Origin of the sequence: Metapseudomonas cellulosilytica (assembly GCF_049334135.1) — a bacterium.
Taxonomy (GTDB): Bacteria; Pseudomonadota; Gammaproteobacteria; order Pseudomonadales; family Pseudomonadaceae; genus Metapseudomonas.
On sequence record NZ_JBHZGN010000040.1, the window covers coordinates 1 to 21,264 of the forward strand.

Annotated in this window: 21 protein-coding genes, 4 tRNA genes and 1 pseudogene; 8 read left to right on the forward strand and 18 right to left on the reverse strand. The window is 64.5% G+C overall.

Annotated elements, in window-relative coordinates:
* Together ACFW0H_RS28760 and modA are read left to right on the forward strand one after the other, a co-directional pair.
* Positions 1–106: pseudogene (locus ACFW0H_RS28760) on the forward strand (IS110 family transposase); the annotation flags it as partial.
* 530 nt (positions 107–636) lie between these two features.
* Positions 637–1,392, forward strand: a complete 756-nt coding sequence (modA, locus tag ACFW0H_RS28765) for a molybdate ABC transporter substrate-binding protein (RefSeq protein ID WP_422917251.1) — start codon at positions 637–639, stop codon at positions 1,390–1,392.
* 124 nt (positions 1,393–1,516) lie between these two features.
* Here the strand turns inward: modA and ACFW0H_RS28770 are convergent, their stop codons facing one another.
* The 4 genes from ACFW0H_RS28770 to ACFW0H_RS28785 all read right to left on the reverse strand — a co-directional run bounded on the left by ACFW0H_RS28770 (position 1,517) and on the right by ACFW0H_RS28785 (position 5,540).
* On the reverse strand, positions 1,517–2,056 hold the full coding sequence (locus ACFW0H_RS28770) for a hypothetical protein (protein ID WP_422917252.1): 540 nt from the start codon (positions 2,054–2,056) through the stop codon (positions 1,517–1,519).
* Positions 2,057–2,176: 120 nt separating this feature from the next.
* Positions 2,177–3,733, reverse strand: coding sequence for an alkyl hydroperoxide reductase subunit F (gene ahpF / locus ACFW0H_RS28775; RefSeq protein WP_422917253.1), 1,557 nt, complete (start codon positions 3,731–3,733; stop codon positions 2,177–2,179).
* A gap of 120 nt (positions 3,734–3,853) precedes the next feature.
* A complete protein-coding gene (gene ahpC, locus ACFW0H_RS28780) occupies positions 3,854–4,417 on the reverse strand; it encodes an alkyl hydroperoxide reductase subunit C (RefSeq protein ID WP_422917254.1) in 564 nt (187 codons plus the stop codon).
* A 157-nt stretch (positions 4,418–4,574) separates the two neighbouring features.
* Entirely contained in the window at positions 4,575–5,540 is a 966-nt protein-coding gene (locus tag ACFW0H_RS28785) for an NAD(P)H-quinone oxidoreductase (protein WP_422917255.1), read from the reverse strand.
* A gap of 127 nt (positions 5,541–5,667) precedes the next feature.
* Here ACFW0H_RS28785 and ACFW0H_RS28790 point away from each other — a divergent pair, with 127 nt between their 5' ends.
* Both ACFW0H_RS28790 and ACFW0H_RS28795 read left to right on the forward strand, forming a co-directional pair.
* Positions 5,668–7,749, forward strand: coding sequence for a carboxy terminal-processing peptidase (locus tag ACFW0H_RS28790; protein WP_422917256.1), 2,082 nt, complete (start codon positions 5,668–5,670; stop codon positions 7,747–7,749).
* Between the two features lie 82 nt (positions 7,750–7,831).
* A complete protein-coding gene (locus ACFW0H_RS28795; RefSeq protein WP_422917257.1) occupies positions 7,832–9,577 on the forward strand; it encodes a bifunctional diguanylate cyclase/phosphodiesterase in 1,746 nt (581 codons plus the stop codon).
* A 25-nt stretch (positions 9,578–9,602) separates the two neighbouring features.
* On the opposite strand, the gene ACFW0H_RS28800 is transcribed toward ACFW0H_RS28795, so the two are convergent.
* From ACFW0H_RS28800 to ACFW0H_RS28810, 3 genes are read right to left on the reverse strand one after another with little or no spacing between them, the layout of a single operon-like run.
* Positions 9,603–10,070, reverse strand: coding sequence for a tetratricopeptide repeat protein (locus ACFW0H_RS28800; protein WP_422917258.1), 468 nt, complete (start codon positions 10,068–10,070; stop codon positions 9,603–9,605).
* Positions 10,070–10,435, reverse strand: coding sequence for a hypothetical protein (locus tag ACFW0H_RS28805; protein WP_422917259.1), 366 nt, complete (start codon positions 10,433–10,435; stop codon positions 10,070–10,072). Before ACFW0H_RS28805 ends, ACFW0H_RS28800 begins: the two co-directional genes overlap by 1 nt.
* Entirely contained in the window at positions 10,432–10,746 is a 315-nt protein-coding gene (locus ACFW0H_RS28810) for a helix-turn-helix domain-containing protein (RefSeq protein WP_422917260.1), read from the reverse strand. Before ACFW0H_RS28810 ends, ACFW0H_RS28805 begins: the two co-directional genes overlap by 4 nt.
* 223 nt (positions 10,747–10,969) lie before the next feature.
* Between ACFW0H_RS28810 and ACFW0H_RS28815 the strand changes: the two genes are divergently transcribed.
* Positions 10,970–11,629 carry a substrate-binding periplasmic protein gene (locus tag ACFW0H_RS28815; protein ID WP_422917284.1) on the forward strand — a complete coding sequence of 220 codons (660 nt, stop codon included), beginning with the start codon at positions 10,970–10,972 and terminating at the stop codon, positions 11,627–11,629.
* Here the strand turns inward: ACFW0H_RS28815 and ACFW0H_RS28820 are convergent.
* From ACFW0H_RS28820 to ACFW0H_RS28845, 6 genes are all read right to left on the reverse strand, one after another.
* Positions 11,626–12,051, reverse strand: coding sequence for a YkvA family protein (locus tag ACFW0H_RS28820; RefSeq protein ID WP_422917261.1), 426 nt, complete (start codon positions 12,049–12,051; stop codon positions 11,626–11,628). The genes ACFW0H_RS28815 and ACFW0H_RS28820 overlap by 4 nt on opposite strands.
* A 368-nt stretch (positions 12,052–12,419) precedes the next feature.
* Positions 12,420–13,127: an FKBP-type peptidyl-prolyl cis-trans isomerase gene (locus ACFW0H_RS28825; RefSeq protein WP_422917262.1), complete on the reverse strand. Its 708-nt coding sequence runs from the start codon at positions 13,125–13,127 to the stop codon at positions 12,420–12,422.
* Positions 13,128–13,339: 212 nt separating this feature from the next.
* A tRNA-Asp gene (locus tag ACFW0H_RS28830) sits at positions 13,340–13,416 on the reverse strand.
* Between the two features lie 14 nt (positions 13,417–13,430).
* Positions 13,431–13,506, reverse strand: a tRNA-Val gene (locus tag ACFW0H_RS28835).
* A gap of 71 nt (positions 13,507–13,577) precedes the next feature.
* Positions 13,578–13,654: transfer RNA gene (locus ACFW0H_RS28840), tRNA-Asp, on the reverse strand.
* Between the two features lie 15 nt (positions 13,655–13,669).
* Positions 13,670–13,745 (reverse strand) — tRNA-Val (locus ACFW0H_RS28845).
* Between the two features lie 159 nt (positions 13,746–13,904).
* Between ACFW0H_RS28845 and rdgC the strand changes: the two genes are divergently transcribed.
* The 3 genes from rdgC (at position 13,905) to sugE (ending at position 16,284) form a co-directional block, all read left to right on the forward strand.
* Complete coding sequence (gene rdgC / locus ACFW0H_RS28850; protein ID WP_422917263.1) at positions 13,905–14,825, forward strand: recombination-associated protein RdgC; 921 nt, start codon at positions 13,905–13,907, stop codon at positions 14,823–14,825.
* A 53-nt stretch (positions 14,826–14,878) separates the two neighbouring features.
* Positions 14,879–15,820: a bile acid:sodium symporter family protein gene (locus ACFW0H_RS28855; RefSeq protein WP_422917264.1), complete on the forward strand. Its 942-nt coding sequence runs from the start codon at positions 14,879–14,881 to the stop codon at positions 15,818–15,820.
* A gap of 149 nt (positions 15,821–15,969) precedes the next feature.
* Positions 15,970–16,284, forward strand: coding sequence for a quaternary ammonium compound efflux SMR transporter SugE (gene sugE, locus ACFW0H_RS28860; protein WP_422917265.1), 315 nt, complete (start codon positions 15,970–15,972; stop codon positions 16,282–16,284).
* A gap of 42 nt (positions 16,285–16,326) precedes the next feature.
* Here sugE and ACFW0H_RS28865 read toward each other — a convergent pair whose 3' ends face one another.
* The 5 genes from ACFW0H_RS28865 to ACFW0H_RS28885 form a co-directional block, all read right to left on the reverse strand.
* Entirely contained in the window at positions 16,327–18,201 is a 1,875-nt protein-coding gene (locus ACFW0H_RS28865) for an MFS transporter (RefSeq protein ID WP_422917266.1), read from the reverse strand.
* Positions 18,202–18,531: 330 nt separating this feature from the next.
* Positions 18,532–18,861: an AzlD domain-containing protein gene (locus ACFW0H_RS28870; protein WP_422917267.1), complete on the reverse strand. Its 330-nt coding sequence runs from the start codon at positions 18,859–18,861 to the stop codon at positions 18,532–18,534.
* The gene (locus ACFW0H_RS28875; protein WP_422917268.1) at positions 18,843–19,574 is read right to left on the reverse strand and encodes an AzlC family ABC transporter permease; all 732 of its coding nucleotides are present in this window, start codon (positions 19,572–19,574) and stop codon (positions 18,843–18,845) included. The genes ACFW0H_RS28870 and ACFW0H_RS28875 overlap by 19 nt, the downstream gene beginning before the upstream one ends.
* Positions 19,575–19,610: 36 nt before the next feature.
* On the reverse strand, positions 19,611–20,450 hold the full coding sequence (locus ACFW0H_RS28880) for an AraC family transcriptional regulator (RefSeq protein ID WP_422917285.1): 840 nt from the start codon (positions 20,448–20,450) through the stop codon (positions 19,611–19,613).
* A gap of 5 nt (positions 20,451–20,455) precedes the next feature.
* Positions 20,456–21,025 carry a GNAT family N-acetyltransferase gene (locus tag ACFW0H_RS28885; protein WP_422917269.1) on the reverse strand — a complete coding sequence of 190 codons (570 nt, stop codon included), beginning with the start codon at positions 21,023–21,025 and terminating at the stop codon, positions 20,456–20,458.
* Between the last annotated feature and the right edge of the window lie 239 nt (positions 21,026–21,264).

Below are 21,264 nucleotides of genomic sequence, written 5' to 3' on the forward strand. Positions count from 1 at the left end.
GGGCAAGCAGATCGTTTGCGCGGCGATGCGCAAGCTGCTGCACATCGCCTATGGCGTGCTGAAATCGGGTCGGCCATTCGATCCGAAACTGGCCCTTGCCCACTAAGGGGCAAGACGGTATCTACGACCCATCAGCAATCCCTCACCCCAACCCATTCCCTGAAGGGAGAGGGGCTGTCCGTGCAGGCGTCCGGCCCTGGCGCGCTCCCTGTGGGTGAATTCATTCGCGAAGGGCCGCGCAGCGGCCCCGTAGGTTGGCGCTGAGCGCAGCGAAGCCCAACGTGGCCAGGCACCGAGCGGGATCCGGTTTCCCCAGCCCCTATCCCAAAGGGAGAGGGGAGCTATCCGTGCAAGGCATCACGTCCCTGTAGGGGCGACATTCTCATTGTTCTACTCCTGTGGATGGTTCTGCGAGCCTCCCCCTCCTGCCAGCATTCGCTGTATTGTTTTGTATATAGCGATAGGCGAACATTCGAAACCGACCGAAATGGTTGGCGATACCGGCAGCGGGAAGGTGCGCATCAGAGCGAAACTTGACTTTAAAGTCAAATCCCAAAAAGAATGCCCGCCTTCGCTATATAGTTTTTTACATAGCGAAACTCGAACAAGAACAGCCCATCCACCAGGAGTCACCCCATGAGTCATCGCCTTACCCGCGCCGCTGCCGCGCTCATCACCCTGTTCGCCCTGGGCAGCGCCTCGGCCGCGGAAGTCCAGGTGGCGGTCGCCGCCAACTTCACCGCGCCGATCCAGGCCATCGCCAAGGATTTCGAGAAGGACACCGGCCACAAGCTGGTCGCCGCCTACGGTGCCACCGGTCAGTTCTATACCCAGATCAAGAACGGCGCGCCCTTCGAGGTCTTCCTCTCCGCCGACGACAGCACCCCGGCCAAGCTGGAGCAGGAGGGCGACGCTGTCGCCGGCTCGCGCTTCACCTACGCCATCGGCACCCTGGTGCTCTGGTCGGCCAAGGACGGCTACGTGGACGCGAAGGGCGAAGTGCTGAAGACCGGCCAGTACAAGCACCTGTCCATCGCCAACCCGAAGTCCGCCCCCTACGGCCTGGCCGCCAGCCAGGTGCTGGACAAGCTGGGCCTGACCCAGGCCGTGAAGCCCAAACTGGTGGAGGGCCAGAACATCAGCCAGGCGCTGCAGTTCGTTTCCAGCGGCAATGCCGAACTGGGCTTCGTGGCGCTGTCCCAGGTGTACAAGGATGGCAAGATCACCAGCGGCTCGGCCTGGATCGTGCCGGCCGAGATGCATGAGCCGATCAAGCAGGACGCCCTGATCCTGAAGAAGGGTGAATCCAATCCGGCCGCCAAGGCGCTGGTGGATTATCTGAAGGGGCCGAAGGCTGCGGAAGTGATCAAGTCCTACGGCTATCAACTGTAAGCGCCGGACATCGTTCAAGGGTGGATAGCGCTTTTCTATCCACCATCGCGGCCAGACCGAACACCGATGGTGGACCGGTGAAGCGTGGTCCACCCTACGAAAGCGGGCCAGAGCGGGCGGCGACTCAGTCGTCGCCTTCCTCCATCGCGGCTTTCAATGCCTCATAGGCCGGCGCGGCATAGATGCCGACGTCCACGGCCAGTTGCATGACCTTCTCCAAGTCGTTCTTGTAGACCAGCACGCACTGCAGCTCGTCGTCCAGCGGCTCGCTGAAGTCCACCAGCACATAGCCGCCCTTCTCCGGGTAAAGGCTGCCCATCTGCACCTGAATACGGTTGAGCGCCTTGAGCGGCTCCACCTTCACCAGTTGCTTGGGCTTGAGTACGAAATTCACGCTGGGGCCGAAGGAGTCCACCACCTGCTGAAACAGCTGGTCGTAAGTGTCGGCCTGGAACAGCACGGTTTCCGGCAGGCTACCCACCACCACCCATTCGCCGAGGGGGATGGGGAAACTGTCGTCGTAGTTGATATCCGGGTTGGCGGCGAGGAAGGCGCCTGCATCGGCGTAGGCCTGGGCCGCTTCATCGGCGACGCGCTGGATCTCATCCTCGGCCATGCAGCCGGAGCTGATTGCGCCGATCAATTCGATAAGTTGCTGTTTCACGAGAGGAGCCCTGCCGCTTGAAGATCGAAAGCGCGAAGGATACAGGGAAGCCGCGCAGACATAAAAAAAGCGGAGGACCCTTGCGGGCCTCCGCCACTTCAGCACACCAAGCTGAGTAAATCAGGTCGTACGGATCAGATGATCGAAGGCGCTCAGCGATGCCTTGGCGCCCTCGCCCACGGCGATGACGATCTGCTTGTACGGAACAGTGGTCACGTCGCCGGCGGCGAACACGCCCGGCACATTGGTCTGGCCCTTGGCATCGACGATGATCTCGCCGCGCGGAGTCAGCTCCACCACACCCTTCAGCCAATCGCTGTTGGGCAGGAGGCCGATCTGCACGAAGATGCCTTCCAGTTCCAGGGTACGCAGCTCGTCGGTGCTGCGGTCCTTGTAGACCAGGCCGTTGACCTTCTGGCCATCGCCCTTCACTTCGGTGGTCAGCGCGCTCTTGATGATGGTGACGTTGGGCAGGCTGCCGAGCTTTTTCTGCAGCACGGCATCGGCGCGCAACTTGTCGTCGAATTCGATCAGGGTGACATGGGCGACGATGCCGGCCAGGTCGATGGCCGCCTCGACACCGGAGTTGCCGCCGCCGATCACCGCCACCCGCTTGCCCTTGAACAGCGGGCCGTCGCAGTGTGGGCAGTAGGCCACGCCGCGGCCGCGGTATTCCTGCTCGCCGGGGACATTCATCTCGCGCCAGCGGGCACCAGTGGAGAGGATCACGGTCTTCGCCTTGAGACTCGCGCCGCTCTCGAACTTCACCTCATGCAGTTCGCCCTCGGCCTTGGCCGGAACCAGGGCGGTGGCGCGCTGCAGGTTCATGATGTCGACGTCGTACTGCTTGACGTGCGCTTCCAGGGCGCGGGCCAGCTTCGGGCCCTCGGTTTCCCGTACGGAGATGAAGTTCTCGATGGCCATGGTGTCCAGCACCTGGCCGCCGAAGCGCTCGGCGGCCACGCCGGTGCGGATTCCCTTGCGCGCCGCGTAGATGGCGGAGGAGGCGCCGGCCGGGCCACCACCGATCACCAGCACGTCGAAAGCGGCCTTGGCGTTGAGCTTCTCGGCATCGCGGGCGGCGGCGCCGGTGTCGATCTTGGCGAGGATTTCCTCCACGCCCATGCGGCCCTGGGCGAACAGCTCGCCGTTCAGGTAGATGCTCGGCACCGACATGATCTGGCGCTCGTTCACTTCATCCTGGAACAGCGCGCCGTCGATGGCGACATGGCGGATGTTCGGATTGAGCACGGCCATCAGGTTCAGCGCCTGCACCACATCGGGGCAGTTCTGGCAGGACAGCGAGAAATAGGTTTCGAAGTTGAACTCGCCCTCGATGACCTTGATCTGTTCGATCACGTCACTGGCGAGCTTGGACGGATGGCCGCCCACCTGCAGCAGGGCCAGCACCAGGGAGGTGAACTCGTGGCCCATGGGAATTCCGGCGAAGCGCAGGGAAACATCCGCGCCCGGGCGGTTCAGCGAGAACGACGGGCGGCGGGCGTCGCTGCCATCGGTCTTCAGGGTGATCTTGTCGGTCAGGCCGACGATGTCTTGCAGCAGCCCGAGCAGCTCGCGGGATTTGTCGCCGTCATCGAGGGAAGCGACGATCTCGAACGGCTGGGTGACCTTTTCGAGGTAGGCCTTCAACTGGGCTTTGAGATTGGCGTCCAACATGTGCGAATTCCTTTATTGCGGGCATGAGTGCCCCTCGGCGGACAAGGTTCATCCGCCAGTACGGGCGAGGGGCTTTGATGCAGAGCGGACGGCTAGCGCCGCCCGCTTGGAGCAGAGAACTTAGATCTTGCCGACGAGGTCGAGAGAGGGCGCCAGAGTGGCTTCGCCTTCCTTCCACTTGGCCGGGCAGACTTCGCCCGGGTGGGCGGCCACGTACTGGGCGGCCTTGACCTTGCGCAGCAGTTCCTGGGCGTCACGGCCGATGCCACCGGCGTTGATCTCGACGATCTGGATCTTGCCTTCCGGGTCGATCACGAAGGTGCCACGATCGGCCAGGCCGGCTTCTTCGATCAGTACGTCGAAGTTCTTCGACAGGATCCAGGTGGGGTCGCCGACCAGCGGGTACTGGATCTTGCCGATGGTGTCGGAAGTGTCGTGCCAGGCCTTGTGGGTGAAGTGGGTGTCGGTGGACACGCCGTAGATCTCCACGCCCAGCTTCTGGAACTCGGCGTAGTTGTCGGCCAGGTCGCCCAGTTCGGTCGGGCAGACGAAGGTGAAGTCAGCCGGGTAGAAGAACACAACGGACCACTTGCCCTTCAGGCTGGCTTCGGTCACTTCGACGAACTGGCCCTTGTGATAGGCGGTGGCTTTGAACGGTTTGACTTCGGTGTTGATCAGAGACATCGCAACGTCCTCGTTGGGTTAGAAAATTTACCCGACGAAGACTATGGGGTTATTCCAAAAAGATCATATTGATTGAGGGCATCAGATTGATTGAGTACTTCAATCCTTGACCTGGACGCCGCGCCACCCGTGGGCTGCAGCGTCCAGGAGAGGTGCCTCAGCCCAGGCTTTCATCCAGCAGAAGCACCAGTTTTCCTTCCACCTTGTTGCTGGCAAGGGTCTCGAAGGCCGCCTCGGCGTTCCTGGCCGGGAAGGCCTTTTCCAACCGCGGCTGCAGGCGGCCCTCCGCGAACAGCGGCCAGACATGCTGGCGCAGGTCGCTGATGAGGTCGGCCTTGAACTGCTCGTCGCGGCTACGCAGCGTGGAGCCGATCAACTGCACCCGCTTGCCCAGCAGCAAGGCCATGTCCAGTTCGGCCTTGCGTCCGCCCATCAGGCCGATGTTCACCCAGCGGCCATCGGTGGCGGCCAGGGCCAGGTTGAGACTGGCGTAGTTGCCGCCTACCGGGTCGAGGATCACGTCGAAGGGACCGAAATCGCGCAGGCTTTCCAGGCCCTCGCCACGCAGGGCGCCCCCCTGGGCGCCGAGGGATTCGCAGTAGGCCAGGCGCTCGGCGGAACCGACGCTGACCCAGCAGGGGTTGCCGAAGGCCTTGCACAACTGGATCGCGGCCGAGCCGACACCGCTGGCGCCGGCGTGCAACAGCACCTTCTCGCCGGGCTTGAGCGCCGCCAATTGGAACAGGTTGAGCCAGGCGGTGGCATACACCTCGGGCAGCGCGGCGGCCTCGGCCAGGGACAGGCCCTCCGGCACCGGCAGCACGTGACGCGCATCCACCACCACTTCCTCGGCCATGCCGCCACCGGCCAGCAGGCAGCAGACCCGATCGCCCACCTGCCAGGTGCCGCTGCCGGCGCCGACCTCGCTGATCACCCCGGACGCTTCCAGGCCCAGGATGTCGCTAGCCCCCGGCGGCGGTGGATAAAGCCCCGCGCGTTGCAGCAGATCGGCGCGGTTAAGGCCGGCCGCGGCCACCCGAATGCGCACTTGTCCCACGTCACAGGCCGGACTGGCCCGCTCCCCCCACTCCACGCGTCCCTCGACGCCTTGCAATGCCTTCACGGTGCCTCCATAGTGAGCTTGGTCCAGACCCGGCGGCTCTGCCGGGCTTCCGCTTTGCGCCCTGGGAACCTGGCGCTCTCAAATACGGCCTAATATGCGTTATCACCAGTCCCAACGTCGAATCAGCATGAAGCGCTCCCTGATCAGTTCCGCACTCGCCCTGGCTCTCAGCGTCAGCGTCCTGCCGCTGCACGCTGCCCCAACCGCCCCGAACAGTTGGGACGCCCTTCAGCCCGACCGCGAACAGGTTATCGCCAGCCTCAACGTGGTGGAGCTGCTCAAGCGCCACCACTACAACAAGCCGCCGCTCAACGACGAGCGTTCGGTGAAGATCTACGAGGGCTACCTCAAGCTCCTCGACCCGGCACGGATGTACTTCACCGCCTCCGACATCGCTGAATTCGACAAATGGCGCACCCGCTTCGACGACCTGCTCAAGAGCGGCGACCTCGAGCCCGGTTTCGTCATCTACAAGCGTCATCTGGACCGTCTGAAGGAGCGCCTGGACTTCGCCCTGGCAATGCTCGAGAAAGGCGTCGACAAGATCGACTTCAACGTCGACGAAAGCCTCGAGACCGACCGCGAGAAGGCGCCCTGGGCCAAGGACCGCGCCGCCCTGGACGACCTCTGGCGCAAGCGCGTGAAGGATGAAGTCCTGCGCCTGAAGCTCGCCAAGAAGGAGCCCAAGGCCATTCAGGAGCTGCTGATCAAGCGCTACAAGAACCAGCTCTCGCGCCTCGACCAGACCCGCGGGGAGGACGTGTTCCAGGCCTACATCAACGCCTTCGCGCAGACCTACGACCCGCACACCCAGTACCTCTCCCCGGACAACGCGGAGAACTTCGACATCAACATGAGCCTGTCCCTCGAGGGCATCGGCGCCGTGCTGCAGAGCGACAACGAGTACGTGAAGGTGGTGCGCCTGGTGCCGGCCGGACCGGCGGAGAAGAGCAAGCAGGTGGCCCCGGCGGACAAGATCGTCGGCGTTGCCCAGGGCAATGGCGAGATGGTCGACGTGATCGGCTGGCGCCTGGACGAAGTGGTCAAACTGATCCGCGGCCCGAAAGGCTCCATCGTGCGCCTGGAAGTGATCCCGGCCAGCAATGCGCCGAACGACCAGACCAGCAAAGTGGTGGCCATCACCCGCGAGGCGGTGAAGCTGGAGGAGCAGGCGGCGAAGAAATCCGTCCTCAACCTCGAACATGAAGGCAGCAAGTTCAAACTCGGCGTGATCGAGGTGCCGGCCTTCTACCTGGACTTCAAGGCCTTCCGTGCCGGCGACCCCGAGTACAAGAGCACTACCCGTGACGTTAAGAAACTCCTCGGCGAACTGCAGCAGGAGAAGGTCGACGGCGTGGTCATCGACCTGCGCAACAACGGCGGCGGCTCCCTGCAGGAAGCCACCGAGCTGACCGGCCTGTTCATCGACCAGGGCCCGACCGTGCTGGTTCGCAACAGCGACGGCCGCGTCGACGTGCTGGCCGACGAGAACACCGGCACCTACTACACCGGCCCGATGGCCGTGCTGGTCAACCGCCTGTCCGCCTCGGCCTCGGAAATCTTCGCCGGCGCCATGCAGGACTACCACCGCGCGCTGATCATCGGTGGCCAGACCTTCGGCAAGGGCACCGTGCAGACCATCCAGCCGCTCAACCATGGCGAGCTGAAGCTGACCCTGGCCAAGTTCTACCGTGTCTCCGGCCAGAGCACCCAGCACCAGGGCGTGCTGCCGGACATCGAGTACCCCTCGGTGGTAGACACCAAGCAGATCGGTGAAAGCGCGCTGCCCGAGGCCATGCCCTGGGACAGCATCCGCCCGGCGATCAAGCCCGAACTCGACCCCTTCAAACCCTTCCTCGCCGAACTGAAGGCACGCCATGATGCGCGTACCGCGCAGAACCCGGACTTCGTCTACAGCCGCGAGCGCCTGGAGATGGCGCAGACGCTGATGAAGGACACCGTGGTCAGCCTCAGCGAGGCCAAGCGCCGCGCCGAGCAGACGGACATCGAAGCCAAGCAACTGGCGATGGAGAATGCCCGCCGCAAGGCCAAGGGCGAGGAACTCCTGAAGGAACTGAAGACCGAAGACGAAGACGCCGTGCCGGTGGAAGAAGAAAAGACCAAGCCGGAAGATGACGCCTACCTCACCGAAACCGGACAGATCCTCCTGGACTACCTGGGCCTGAACGCGGCGGTGGCAAAACATTAAATGATGTCATAACGCCGTCACACAACTGTCGTGAAATCCCGGGGCCGCATATGCGGCCCCACTCTTTTTCACGAGTAACACCATGACCGTCACCGAGCAGTTGAGCGCACTGGGCCCGATCCTCGCTCACGGCGACCTCCATAGCCTGTTCCAGCCCATCCTGTCGCTGTCGGAACGGCGCATCTTCGGCTACGAAGCCCTGACCCGCGGCCCTTCCAACAGCCCGCTGCATTCCCCGATGACGCTGTTCGCCGTGGCGCGCCATGCGGGGCGCCTGAGTGAACTGGAAATGGCCTGCCGCAAGAACGCGTGCCGTCGTTTCAAGGATCTGGAGCTCGACGGCCTGCTGTTCCTCAACGTTTCCCCCGAATCCCTGCTGGACCCGGCGCACCAGCCGGGTCGCACCCTGAAGATGCTTCAGGCCTTCGGTCTCCCGCCCAGCCGGGTGGTGATCGAACTCACCGAGCAGACTCCCACCGAGGACTTCAACCTGCTGGACACCGCCCTGCACCACTACCGTGCCATGGGCTTCTCCATCGCCCTGGACGATCTGGGCGCCGGCTATTCCAGCTTGCGCCTGTGGTCCGAACTGCGACCCGACTACGTGAAGATCGACCGCCACTTCATCGACGGCATCCACCAGGACGCGGTGAAACGCGAGTTCGTCGAATCCATCCTGAAAATGGCCAGGGCGTCCCGCGCCCAGGTCATTGCCGAAGGCATCGAACTGCCGGAAGAGCTGGCGGTGCTCGCGGAAATGGGCATCGACCTGGTCCAGGGCTACCTGTTCGGCCGCCCCCAGGAACACCCGTCCCGCGATGCGCGCGCGCTATTACCGGCAATGGAGTCGGTTGGTGGCATCGGCGAGGAGAACAGCGATCTCTCCGCCCTTCTCAGCGAACAGCCGGCCGTGCATCAGGACACGCCGATCCATGAAGTGCTGGAGGCCTTCCGTGCCCAGGCCAACCTCAACTCCTTGGCCGTACTGGATTCCCTTCAGCAACCGGTGGGCATCGTCCATCGCCACCTGCTATCGGAAGCCCTGCTCAAACCTTTCGCCACTGACCTCTTCACGCGAAAGCCGGTGAGTCGCCTGATGAGCACGGATTTCCTGGCCGTGGAGATGGGGCAATCACTGCAACAGGTCAGCCGGCTCATCACCAGCCGCGCCCGGCAGCGCATCGAGGAAGACTTCATCATCGTTCTCGACGGGTGTTACCGGGGGTTAGGCCGGGTGATCGACCTGCTCAAGCTGATCACCGAGCTGAAGATCCAGCAGGCCCGCCACGCCAACCCGCTGACCCTGCTGCCGGGCAATGTGCCCATCCAGCAGTGCCTGACCCGTCTGCTGCAGCAGCGCCGCCAGGCAGTGATCTGCTATGTGGACATCGACAGTTTCAAGCCCTTCAACGACCTCTACGGCTACGCCAGGGGCGACGAGGTGCTGCTCTGCCTCGCCCAGTGCCTCAGCGAACGGGTGGACCCGGCGCGGGACTTCGTCGGTCACATCGGCGGCGACGACTTCATGCTGGTTCTGGGTTCCGAGGACTGGCGCATGCGCCTCAACCATCTGCTGGAGGATTTCCAGGGTCAATGCCGGCGCTTCTACCGCAGCGATCACCTCCAGGCCGGCTGCTTCGTCGCCCACAATCGCCATGGCCAGCGCGAAGAGTTTCCGCTGCTCTCCCTCTCCATCGGCGTGGTGCCCCTCAAGCCGGAAGACGGCACCCGGCTGGACGCCTCGCAACTGGCCGGGCTGGCCTCGGAAGCCAAGCGCCACGCCAAGGCCATGCCGGGTTACAGCCTCTATGTCATGGATGCGGAGTAAAGCGCCGCTGCGCGTGGGAAGCCGTTCAGAGGCCCAGTTCGGCAGCCCGACGGGCCGCCTGCTCGGCGGCATCGGCATCGGGCGCCAGGCCCGGCCCGCCGTCGCGGTAAAGATCGGCCAGCTTGCGCGCGGCCAACGGGTGGCCAGCATCGGCGGCCAGACGCCACCAACGTGCGGCCTCGGCCGCATCCGGCGCCTGCCGGGGATCGCCGGCAAGGCTCAGCATGCCCAACTGGTAGGCAGACTTGCCGTCACCGGAGCGGGCCGCCAGGCGCAGCAGGCGAATACCCTCCTCCCGCACCCCGAACCCCTGCCCGCGATGCAGCAACAGGTGGCCGTAGAAGCTCTGGGCCGCCACGTCGCCCTGGGCAGCCATACGCGCGTACTGGCCCTGCATCCACTGCCAGGCGCGGGGGTGCGCCACCAGTTTGGGGAAGCGCATCAGCCAGCGCGCCACCTGGTAGCCGATCCGCGCCCGCAGCCTCCAGAGCATCACTGCTCCTCGGGATAACTGAACTCGAAGACCCGCACCACTTCGGAGGCATGCCAGGACGCAGCGGCGGTGCCATCCGGCGGACCGGAGAAGCGGCCCAGACGCTCGACGCACTCGAAGAAACCCGTGCGCGGCAGCCGGCTGGCGCCCTGGCTGATCACCAGGGAGCTACGCAGCGGACGCTCGGCGCGGGCATCGAGGGCAGCCAGGTGTTCGAGGGCGGCGGTGAGGGTCTGCATGGCCGGGGACGGCAGTTGCAGGCGCTCGATCAACGCCCGATAGGTCAGCAGGTGGCGCTGACGGCGGGCGTCCTCCAGTTCATCCAACAGGGCTTGCCAATGCTGGCGGCTGATACGCAGGCTCAAGATCCGGACTCCCAGCCGGCTACCCCGAGTACGCGGGCAAGGCCGCGCTTGATGGCTTCGTCAGGCTCGCGCTCGCCACTCTCGATCAACCCCAGATAGTGAGGGCTGATGCCCACGGCGCGGGCCAGTTGCTCCAGGCTCTGCCCCTGGGCCTCGCGCAGCGACTTCAGTTGCCCGAGCGCCGTCCTGGTGGTTTCAGCAGCCGGTTCGGCAGCGGCCTGGCCGGCGGCGCGCAACAGCGCCTGGTACTCGGCCCAGGGCAGTACCGCGTACTCCGCCTGGCCGTCACGCATGATCACTTGCACACTCATTGAAGCTCCCCGTGGAACGCAGTGCCGACTGCTTCAGCACCTCCATGCAGGCGGCCATATTATCAGGCCGAGCGCCCGCAGAGGGTGAACTATACTGCGTCCACCAGGCGGGGGAAGGCTCGTGACGCGGCATTTTCATGTGGTTTTCTGGATACTTGCCAGCCTCTGGCCCGGGCTGTTGCCGGCCGAAGAGCTACGCTGGGGCTTCGGCCCGGCGGACGGCATGCCCTATGTGGACGTGAGCGATCACGTACTGCTCGGCGGATTCATCCAGCGCCTGGGCGAACGCATCGCCAAGGACCTCTCGGTGCAGGTGAGCTTCGTCGAAACCCCCAACAAGCGAATCGAGGAATCCCTCAGGAGCGGGCGCATTCACCTGATCTGCAATTCCAATCCCGAATGGATGATGGACGCCTCGACCTATCACTGGTCGCCGCCGTTGCTCGAAGAAGAAGATGTGCTGCTGCAGCATCGTGACTCACCGCCCATCGCCGGCCTGAGCGACCTGCGCGGAAAGGTGGTGGGCACCAGCCTGGGCTACGCCTACAGCATGCCGCTGATGGAAGCCTTCGCGAACAACGAGGTGGTGCGCAAGGACGTACGTGACCTCGACACCCGCCTGAACCTGCTCAGCCGCAAGCGCCTCGACGCCGTGATCGACATGCGCCGCTCCCTCACCTATGAACTGGCGCTACACCCCAATCCAGCCGTGGTGTTCAGCCCGTGGGTCGTCGATCGCTACCTGCTGCATTGCGCCTACGGCAGCCATCTCCCGGTTCCCGCCGAGCGGCTGGACGTCGCACTGCAGAGCCTGCGGGACAGCGGCGAACTCGACCGCCTGCTGCAGGGTGAACAGCGGCGAGCCGGACTGCAGGTCCGTTAGGCGTCGGGGGCCGGCAGGCGCTCCAGGGCCGCCCGCACCTCCGGCGTCTGTGCCGCGCGCCAGGCGCGGAAGGCATCCAGTTCACCACCCCAGGTCTTCAATACCCAGGCCAGCACCGCCAGGTCATCGATGAAGCCCATGCCCACCAGCCAATCCGGCAAGGCGTCCAGGGGAGTGACGAAATAAAGCAGGGCACCCACCACGGCGAGAAAGGCTTTCGGGTTGATCTGCCGGTACTCGCCGCGTAACCAGGCATTGGCCAAGGACAGTAACAGTCGCAGGTCATCCTTCACCGTCCCCAACCGACCGCTCTGGTTCGCGCTTTTGCGGGACACCGCCAGCAACAGCGACGGCAAACGCCCCCCGGCGAGGAAACGCTGGGCCAAAGTCAGGTAACGCTGGAAATTCCAGGGTGCGTTCATCGGTATTCCTCGGCAGAAGCTTGGTCCAGAGCGCTCGGCGCGGTTATCCACGATTTCTGTGGATAACCTTGTGAACAGTTTTTCACAGATTCGGGAAAAGGCCCATGACATGGGGCTCCGCGTCAGATCGGGCAAATTTTACCCACTACCAAAAGACCAGCAAAATCAAGCATTTGACCAGTGGGTCCGCAATGCGACTACAGGTCGCACTCGACACACGCGTGGCCACCCGGTCATGTGCATAACCGTAACACTTTCCCATTGCGCCACTCGCGTTGTGACCGAAAGGCCGGCTTGCGGCTCAAGCGGGACCACAGCGGAAACGAAAACGCCCCGTCGGGACGGGGCGTTATCGGGAAAACTTCCGCTTACTGCTTGTCAGCGGCAGCATCCTTGATGCCGATCAGCTCCAGGTCGAACACCAGCACCGAGTTGGCCGGAATGGCCGGGCTCGGGCTCTGCTCGCCGTAGGCCAGTTCGCTGGGGATATAGAGCTTGACCTTCTCACCCACGTGCATCAGCTGCAGACCTTCGACCCAACCCGGGATCACGCCATTGACCGGCAGGTCGATGGGGCTGCCACGCTGAATGGAGCTGTCGAATACGGTGCCATCGGTCAGCTTGCCTTCGTAGTGGACGGTCACCACGTCGGTGGCCTTGGGCTGCGGACCTTCGGCCTTCTTCACGATCTCGTACTGCAGGCCGGAGGCGGTGGTCACCACGCCTTCGCGCTTGCCGTTGTCTTCGAGGAATTTCTTGCCGGCCTTGGCGTTCTCGGCGTTCAGCGCGGTCATGCGCTCTTCGGCACGCTTCTGCAGGAAAGCGAAGGCTTCGACCAGCTCTTCGTCCTTCAGGCGCTGCTCCTTCTTGCCGATGGCGTCTTCGATGCCCTGGGCGACAGCCTTGGGATCGAGGTCGTCCATGCCTTCCTGGGCGAGGCTCTTGCCCATGTTCAGGCCAATACCGTAGGAGGCCTTCTGGGCCGGGGTCTTGAGTTCGACGCTGGTCTGCGAGTCGCAGCCCGCGAGAACCAGGCCCACCAGGGCCACAGCGGCTGCCAACCGATGTTGTTTCATGCTGAATCCTTGTCTGTCGCCGTGATGGCAATACGATGGAGCAGCGAGCTTATCAGGCCGCCGCAACTAGTGGCTATGGGCAATAGGAACAGAGACTTGGCGATAAGTTCAGCGACTTACGCCGCATCACGTAAGCAATGTTGTCGGAATTACCGGACATTTCCCAGGCGCAAGAAAAAGCCCCCAGGTATCGCTACCTGAGGGCTTTTGTATGGCGCAGCGGACGGGACTCGAACCCGCGACCCCCGGCGTGACAGGCCGGTATTCTAACCGACTGAACTACCGCTGCGTGTATCGCGAAAATGGTGGGTGATGACGGGATCGAACCGCCGACCCTCTGCTTGTAAGGCAGATGCTCTCCCGGCTGAGCTAATCACCCGGATGAGATCCAACAAGGGATCTCACTCTAAATTAAAAGCCCTCAGGCATTTACCTGAGGGCTTTTGAATATGGCGCAGCGGACGGGACTCGAACCCGCGACCCCCGGCGTGACAGGCCGGTATTCTAACCGACTGAACTACCGCTGCGCGTAACTGCGAAATTGGTGGGTGATGACGGGATCGAACCGCCGACCCTCTGCTTGTAAGGCAGATGCTCTCCCGGCTGAGCTAATCACCCTTCACTCTCGAAGTGGGGCGCATTCTAGAGAGGTATCCCTACCCTGGCAAGCCCCTTTCGAAAAAAAAATTTCAGGCCTTCCAAAGGCTTAGCTCAGGGTTGAGCCGGAAGCCTCCCGATGAGAATAATGCGCGCTTTGTGTCCGGAGGTTTTCCCCCTATGTGGTTTCGCAACCTGCTTGTCTACCGCCTCACCCAGGATCTGAACATCGATGCCGAGGCGCTGGAAGCCGCGCTGGCCACCAAGCCGGCACGCCCATGCGCCAGCCAGGAGCTGACCACCTACGGTTTCGTGGCGCCCTTCGGCAAAGGCCAGGATGCGCCGCTGGTGCACGTCAGCGAAGGCTTCTTCCTGGTGGCCGCGCGCAAGGAGGAACGCATCCTCCCCGGCAGCGTGGTGCGTGATGCACTGAAGGAGAAGGTCGACGAGATCGAAGCCGAGCAGATGCGCAAGGTCTACAAGAAGGAGCGCGACCAGCTGAAGGACGAGATCGTCCAGAGCTTCCTGCCACGCGCCTTCATCCGCAAATCCGCCACCTTCGCCGCCATCGCCCCGGCCCAGGGCCTGATCCTGGTGGACGCTTCCAGCCCGAAGCGCGCCGAAGACCTGCTCTCCACGCTGCGCGAAGCCATCGGCTCGCTGCCGGTGCGCCCCGCCTCGGTGAAGATCGCCCCCACCGCCACCCTCACCCAGTGGGTCCAGACCCAGGAAGCCGCCAGCGACTTCTATGTGCTGGACGAGTGCGAACTGCGCGACACCGACGAAGACGGCGGCGTGGTGCGCTGCAAGCGCCAGGACCTGACCAGCGACGAAATCCAGCTGCACCTGACCTCCGGCAAGCTGGTCACCCAGCTGTCCCTGGCCTGGCAGGACAAGCTGTCCTTCATCCTCGACGACAAGCTGGTGATCAAGCGCCTGCGCTTCGAGGACCTGCTGCAGGAAAAGGCCGAGCAGGACGGCGGTGACGACTCCCTCAGCCAGCTCGACGCCAGCTTCACCCTGATGATGCTCACCCTGGTGGAGTTCATTCCCCAGCTCTTCGAAGCCCTCGGCGGCGAAGAAATCCCCCAGGGCGTCTGACGCCCGTCCGCGCCCGGTCCGCCGGGCGCGCGCTCTCCTGACAAGGACTCCCCATGCGCGCACTGGCCGCCCTGAGCCGCTTCGCCGGCAACACCTTTGCCTTCTGGGTACTGCTCTTCGCGGTGATCGCCTATTACCAGCCTGGCCTCTTCCTGCCGTTGAAGGAGGCCATAGTGCCGCTGCTGGGCGTGGTGATGTTCGGCATGGGCCTGACCCTCAAGCGCCACGATTTCGCCGAGGTGGCCCGCCGCCCCTGGCGGGTCGCCCTGGGCGCGGTGGCGCATTTCGTGATCATGCCCGGCGTGGCCTGGCTGCTCTGCGAGCTGCTGAGCCTGCCCCCGGAGATCGCCGTGGGCGTGATCCTGGTGGGCTGCTGCCCCAGCGGTACCGCCTCCAACGTGATGGTCTGGCTGGCCCGCGGCGACCTCGCCCTGGCGGTGGCGATTGCGGCCGTCACCACGCTGCTGGCGCCGCTGCTCACCCCGGCGCTGATCTGGCTGCTGGCCTCGGCCTGGCTGCCGGTGTCCTTCACCGGATTGCTGTGGTCGATCCTCCAGGTGGTGGTGGTGCCCATCATCCTCGGCCTGGTGGCGCAACGGCTGCTGGGCCGGCGGCAGCAGCAGGCGGTGGAAGTGCTGCCACTGGTCTCGGTGAGCTGCATCGTGGTCATCATCGGCGCAGTGGTGGCCGCCAGCCAGGCACGAATCGCCGAGTCCGGCCTGCTGATCCTCGCGGTGGTCATCCTGCACAACGGCTTCGGCTTCCTCCTGGGCTACTTCACCGGCCGCCTGTTCGGCCTGCCGCTGGCCCAGCGCAAGGCCCTGGCCATGGAAGTGGGCATGCAGAACTCCGGCCTCGGCGCCGCCCTGGCCAGCGCGCACTTCTCGCCTCTGGCCGCCGTGCCCAGCGCGCTGTTCAGCGTCTGGCACAACATTTCCGGCTCCCTGCTTTCCACCTGGTTCCGGCGCGTGAAGGAAGAACCGCATACCGACTGACGCCTTTTCCCACAGCCGCCCGGCCTGGCGGACTTGCCCAAATGGTCAGGATGTGCAAAATACTGCGCAGCGTAAGGACGACCTTACCACTCTGCGAGTGTTCACCGGGGACGGCCCCAGTTCAATCTGTCGTCCCTGTGGAGGTCACCATGTCCTGGATCATTCTCTTCTTCGCCGGCCTGTTCGAGGTGGGCTGGGCCGTCGGCCTGAAGTACACCGAAGGCTTCAGCAAGCCGCTCCCCACCGCCCTCACCGTCGCCGCCATGCTCGTCAGCCTGGGCCTGCTGGGCCTTGCCATGAAGGAGCTGCCGCTCGGCACCGCCTACGCCATCTGGACCGGCGTTGGCGCGGTCGGCACTGTGATCGCCGGGGTCATCCTGTTCGGCGAGTCCATGGCGCTGGTGCGCCTGCTCAGTGTCATGCTGATCATCAGCGGCCTGATCGGGCTCAAGCTCAGTCACTGATCCCCCCATGAAAAAGCCCGCCGATTGGCGGGCTTTTTCGTTTCAGCGCGCGTCGCCGCGCAACTCGGCCACCTGCACCTGCAGGGCCTGGCGATCGGCCGATTCCGGCGACATGGGCGCGCCGGCCACCAGGCGGATGCGCGACCAGAAACGGCGGAAGACGCCCTTGGCCGGGTCGCGGCTGAAGAAACTGCCCCAGAGGCCCTGCAGCGCCATCGGGATCACCGGAACCGGGTTCTCCTCGAGAATGCGCTCGATACCGCCCCTGAACTCGTTCAGTTCACCGTCGGAGGTCAGCTTGCCCTCGGGGAAGATGCATACCACCTCGCCATTGTTCAGGTACTCGGCGATCTTCTTGAAGGCCGCGTCATAGACCAGCAGGTCTTCATGGCGCGCAGCGATGGGCACGGTCCCGGCGGTGCGGAAAATGAAGTTCAGCACCGGCAGCTGGTAGATCTTGTAGTACATGACGAAGCGCACCGGCCGCCGCACCGCGCCCCCGATCAGCAGGGCATCGACGAAGGACACGTGGTTGCACACCAGCACCGCCGGCCCTTCCTCGGGAATCGCCTCCAGCCCCTTGTGTTCCACCCGGTACATGGAATGGCCGAGCAGCCAGACCAGGAAGCGCATGGTGAACTCGGGAACGATCTTGAAGATGTAGCTGTTCACCGCGATGTTCATCAGCGACACCACTAGGAACAGCTCGGGGATCGACAACCCGGCGACGCTGAGGAAAAGGATCGAGGCAATCGCCGACACCACCATGAACAGCGCGTTGAGGATGTTGTTCGCGGCAATCACCCGCGCCCGCTCGTTCTCTGCCGTGCGAGCCTGGATCAGGGCGTAGAGCGGCACTATGTAGAAGCCGCCGAACAGGCCGATACCGAGGATATCGGCGAGGATCAGCCAGGCCTGGCCATGCCCCAGCAAGGCCAGCCAGTCATGGGGAACCGCGCCCTGCGGGAACTCGCCCGAATGCCACCAGAGCAGCAGGCCGAACAGCGTCAGGCCGATGGAGCCGAAGGGCACCAGGCCGATCTCCACCTTGCCGCCGGACAGCCGCTCGCAGAGCATCGAACCCAGGGCGATGCCCACCGAGAACACGGTGAGGATCAGGGTGACCACGCTCTCGTCGCCATGCAGCAGCTCCTTGGAATAGGCCGGGATCTGGGTCAGGTAGACCGCACCGAGGAACCAGAACCAGGAGTTGCCCACCAGGGAGCGCGACACCGATGGCCGCTGGCCGAGCCCCAGGCGCATGATCCGCCAGGACTGGCGGAAGATGTTCCAGTCCAGTTTCAGCTCCGGCAGCGCCGCCGCCGCGCGGGGAATGCCGCGGCTGGCCAGGTAGCCCAGGCTGGCGGTAATGACAATGGCGCAGGCCACCACCGGCTCGTAGCGCTCCACGGACATCATGATGCCGGCGCTGATGGTGCCGGCGAGGATGGCCAGGAAGGTGCCCATCTCCACCAGGGCGTTGCCGCCCACCAGCTCGTTCTCCTGCAGGACTTGCGGCAGGATCGAATACTTCACCGGGCCGAACAGCGCCGAGTGTGTGCCCATGGCGAACAGCGCCAGGAACAGCAGCGGCAGGCTGTCGAAGAAGAACCCCAGGGCGCCCACCGCCATGATGGCCACCTCCGCCAGCTTGATGGCACGGATCAGCGCGTCCTTGGCGAACTTCTCGCCGAACTGACCGCCCAGGGCGGAAAACAGGAAGAACGGCAGGATGAACAGCAGTGCGCAGAGGTTGGTGAAAACGCTCTTGTCCCCTGAAATGGCGAGCTTGTAGAGGATGGCGAGGATCAGCGACTGCTTGAAGATGTTGTCATTGAAGGCGCCGAGCAGCTGGGTCACGAAGAACGGCAGGAACCGCCGCGTGCCCAGCAGGGCGAATTGCGAGTGTTGGCTCATCTTCCTTGGTACCTGGTGGTTGGCAGTGGAATAGCCCCGGGCAGTCGAAACTGCACGTTGCAGATTGGACAGCCGGACACTGGCCGAAAGCCACATTCACCCATGCTGTAGGAGCGAATTCATTCGCGAAGCAGCCCGGAGGGCTGCGTTTGCCAACAACGGCACGCCTCTTTCGCGATTGAAATCGCCCCCACAGGATTGGAGGCCTTGCCTAGCCGTGTAGGGTGGATAGCGCTTTTCTATCCACCATCCAGGCGGTGCACGACACCGATGGTGGAAATCCCCGAAGGGATTTCCACCCTACGCGCCGAATGACAGGGAATCTCCCGCTCAGATCGGCAACTGCCCCAGCGCCCAGCGCAGCAGGAAGAACAGCACCAGGCCGCCGAGGATGGTCGCCAGCAGGTGGCGGCTCAGGGCGGCGATCAGGATGGCGCCGAGCCCGCCCAGCAGATAGGCGTTGTCCAGGGCCAGGTGGAAGTGCTGGCCGTCGGGCATCAGCATGCCTGGCACCACGATGGCGGTGAGCACGGCGGTCGGCACATAGTGCAGGCCCTGGCGCACCACGGGCGGGAAGCTCAGGTTCGGCCAGGCGAACAGGCTGTAGCGGATGGCGAAGGTGATGGCCGCCATGCCGAGGATCAGGAGCCAGGTTTGCATGAGATGCCCTCCCCCATCAGATCGAGGCGATAACGCCGCTCCAGCACCACACCCACGGCGATGCCACTGAGGGCCGCCGCCATCAGGCCGAGCTTGTAGGGCAACCCCTGGCAGGCCAGGGCCACGGCGCCGGCCACCAGCGCAGCGGCCACCTGCGGCTTGTTGCGCAGCATGGGGACGACGATGCCGATGAAGGTGGCGAGCATGGCGAAGTCCAGTCCCCAGGCCGCCAGGTTGGGCACCGCCTGGCCGAAGATCACGCCCACCAGGGTGCAGAGCTGCCAGTTCAGGTACATGGCCAGGGCCCCGCCGAAGAAATACCAGTGCTTGTGCGGCGACGCGTCCTTCTCCGCGTAACGGTGCTGGACCACGGCGAAGGCCTCGTCGGTCAGCCAGAACGCCAGCGGCATCCGCCAGCGGGTCGGCAGGTGACGCACGAACGGCTGCAGGGTGGCACTGTAGAGAGCATGGCGCAGGTTGACCACGAAGGTGGTCAGCAGTACGACCGCGGCCCCGGCGCCGCCACCGAGCAGGGTGATGGCGATGAACTGTGACGAACCGGCGAACACCAGCAGCGACATGCCCAGGGTCTGCCAGGCGGACAGCCCGGCGCCGCCGGCCAGGGTGCCGAAGATGATGCCGAAGGGAATGGCGCCGACGATCATCGGGACGATGTCGCGAGCGCCGTGAATGAACTCTGTGGAACGGGACATGGGGCCTCCTTGTCCCGGAAGGCTAGCGCCCCGCCATCAGTACGTCTTGAACGATCTTGCGCAGGCGTTGCGGTATTCGCCTGGCCCCACGCCGTAGGCCTGCTTGAACTGCCGGGTCAGGTGGCTTTGGTCGGCGAACCCCAGCTGCGCCGCCACGCTGGCCGGCGCGCAGCCCGCCTTGAGCAGCGCACGGGCCTGGTCCAGGCGCTGCTGCTTGAGCCAGGCGTGGGGCGGCATGCCGGTGGCACGGCGGAAGGTGCGGGCGAAATGGAACGGCGAGAGCTTGACCATGGCGGCCAGCTCCTCCAGGGACGGCGGCTCGGCAAGGCGCGCGGAAAGGATTTCCCGCGCCTGGGCCACGGCCCGGGGCTCCTTCCCGGCCTCACGGGGTACGGCGATGTGCGCATGACGCCGGAACAGCAGCAGGATCGCCTCGCGCCACGCCGCCTGGACCTGCAGCGCGAGGGCGCTGCCCTCCAGCATCCGGTGCAGCATCAGGAAGCTGGCAGCCACCTCGGGGTCCTGGATGACGCTGTCGGCGAATCCGGGCAGGCCGCCCTCGCAGATATCCAGTTCTTCCAGCACCTCGCTGACCCGTTCCAGATCAGGGTAGAAGCCGCGATAGCGCCAGCCCTGCTCATGGGCCTTGGAGCCGGTATGCAACTCGTCGGGATTGATCAGCACCATGCTGCCCACCGGCGCCAGGTGGTCGCTACCCCGGTGACGGAAGCGCTGGGCGCCGGACTCGATCACCGTGAACACGTAGCCTTCGTGCACATGGGGCGCGAAACGCTGCTCGATGTAGCGGGCATGGAGCAGCTCCACTCCGCCCAGTTCCCGGGCCTGCCAGAAGCGCGTGCTCTCGCCGCTCGCCATAGCCATTACGCGCTGAACAGCGCCTCCAGGCGTTGTTTGACCTCCGGCCAGTCGCGGTCGGTGATGCTGTAGAGCACGCTGTCGTCGAGCCGGCCATCGGCCAGGCGCCGGTGGTTGCGCAGCACGCCTTCGCGCTGGGCACCGAGCTTCTCGATGGCGCGCTGGGAGCGCAGGTTGCTGGCGGCGGTCTTCAATTGGACGCGCACCAGCTCCCACTCCTCGAAGGCATGGCGCAGCATCAGGTACTTGATCGAAGCATTCAGGCCGCGGCCATGCTCGCCGCTGGCCAGCCAGGTCCAGCCGACCTCGACGGCCGGCAGACTGGGCATGAAGTCGGCGAAGCGGGTGGTGCCCACCAGCCTGTCGGCCAGGCGGATGGCGAAGACCACCGCCTGCTCTTCCCGCTGGGCGGCCAGGCCCTGGCGGTACCAGTCCGGGCGCAATGGGCCGTTCATGTAGACCAGGGCGTTGCGGTTCGCCTCGGCCAGGGTCACCAGCGCCGGGATATCGGCCTCCACCAACGGCTCGAGGCGCAAGGCGCCGCGCTGCAGGGTGACCGGTTGTGGCTTGAACATCTGCGCCCTCCTCAGGCGAAAGACCCCTGCGCATGAGAACGCCGCGAAAAGCGTATCTGCCGTGCAGGGCGCCCGCGCGAGACAAATGGAACAGCGCGGGCGAAGCCGCACGCTAGCAGCCCCGGTGCGGGGGCTCAAGAGCGCTTGCGACCTTGGTCGCAGCCGCCTGACGAAGTGCCGACTTTGGTGCGAAACTGCTGAAAGCCGAATCCGACGGGTCTGACCCGCCACCACGCTAC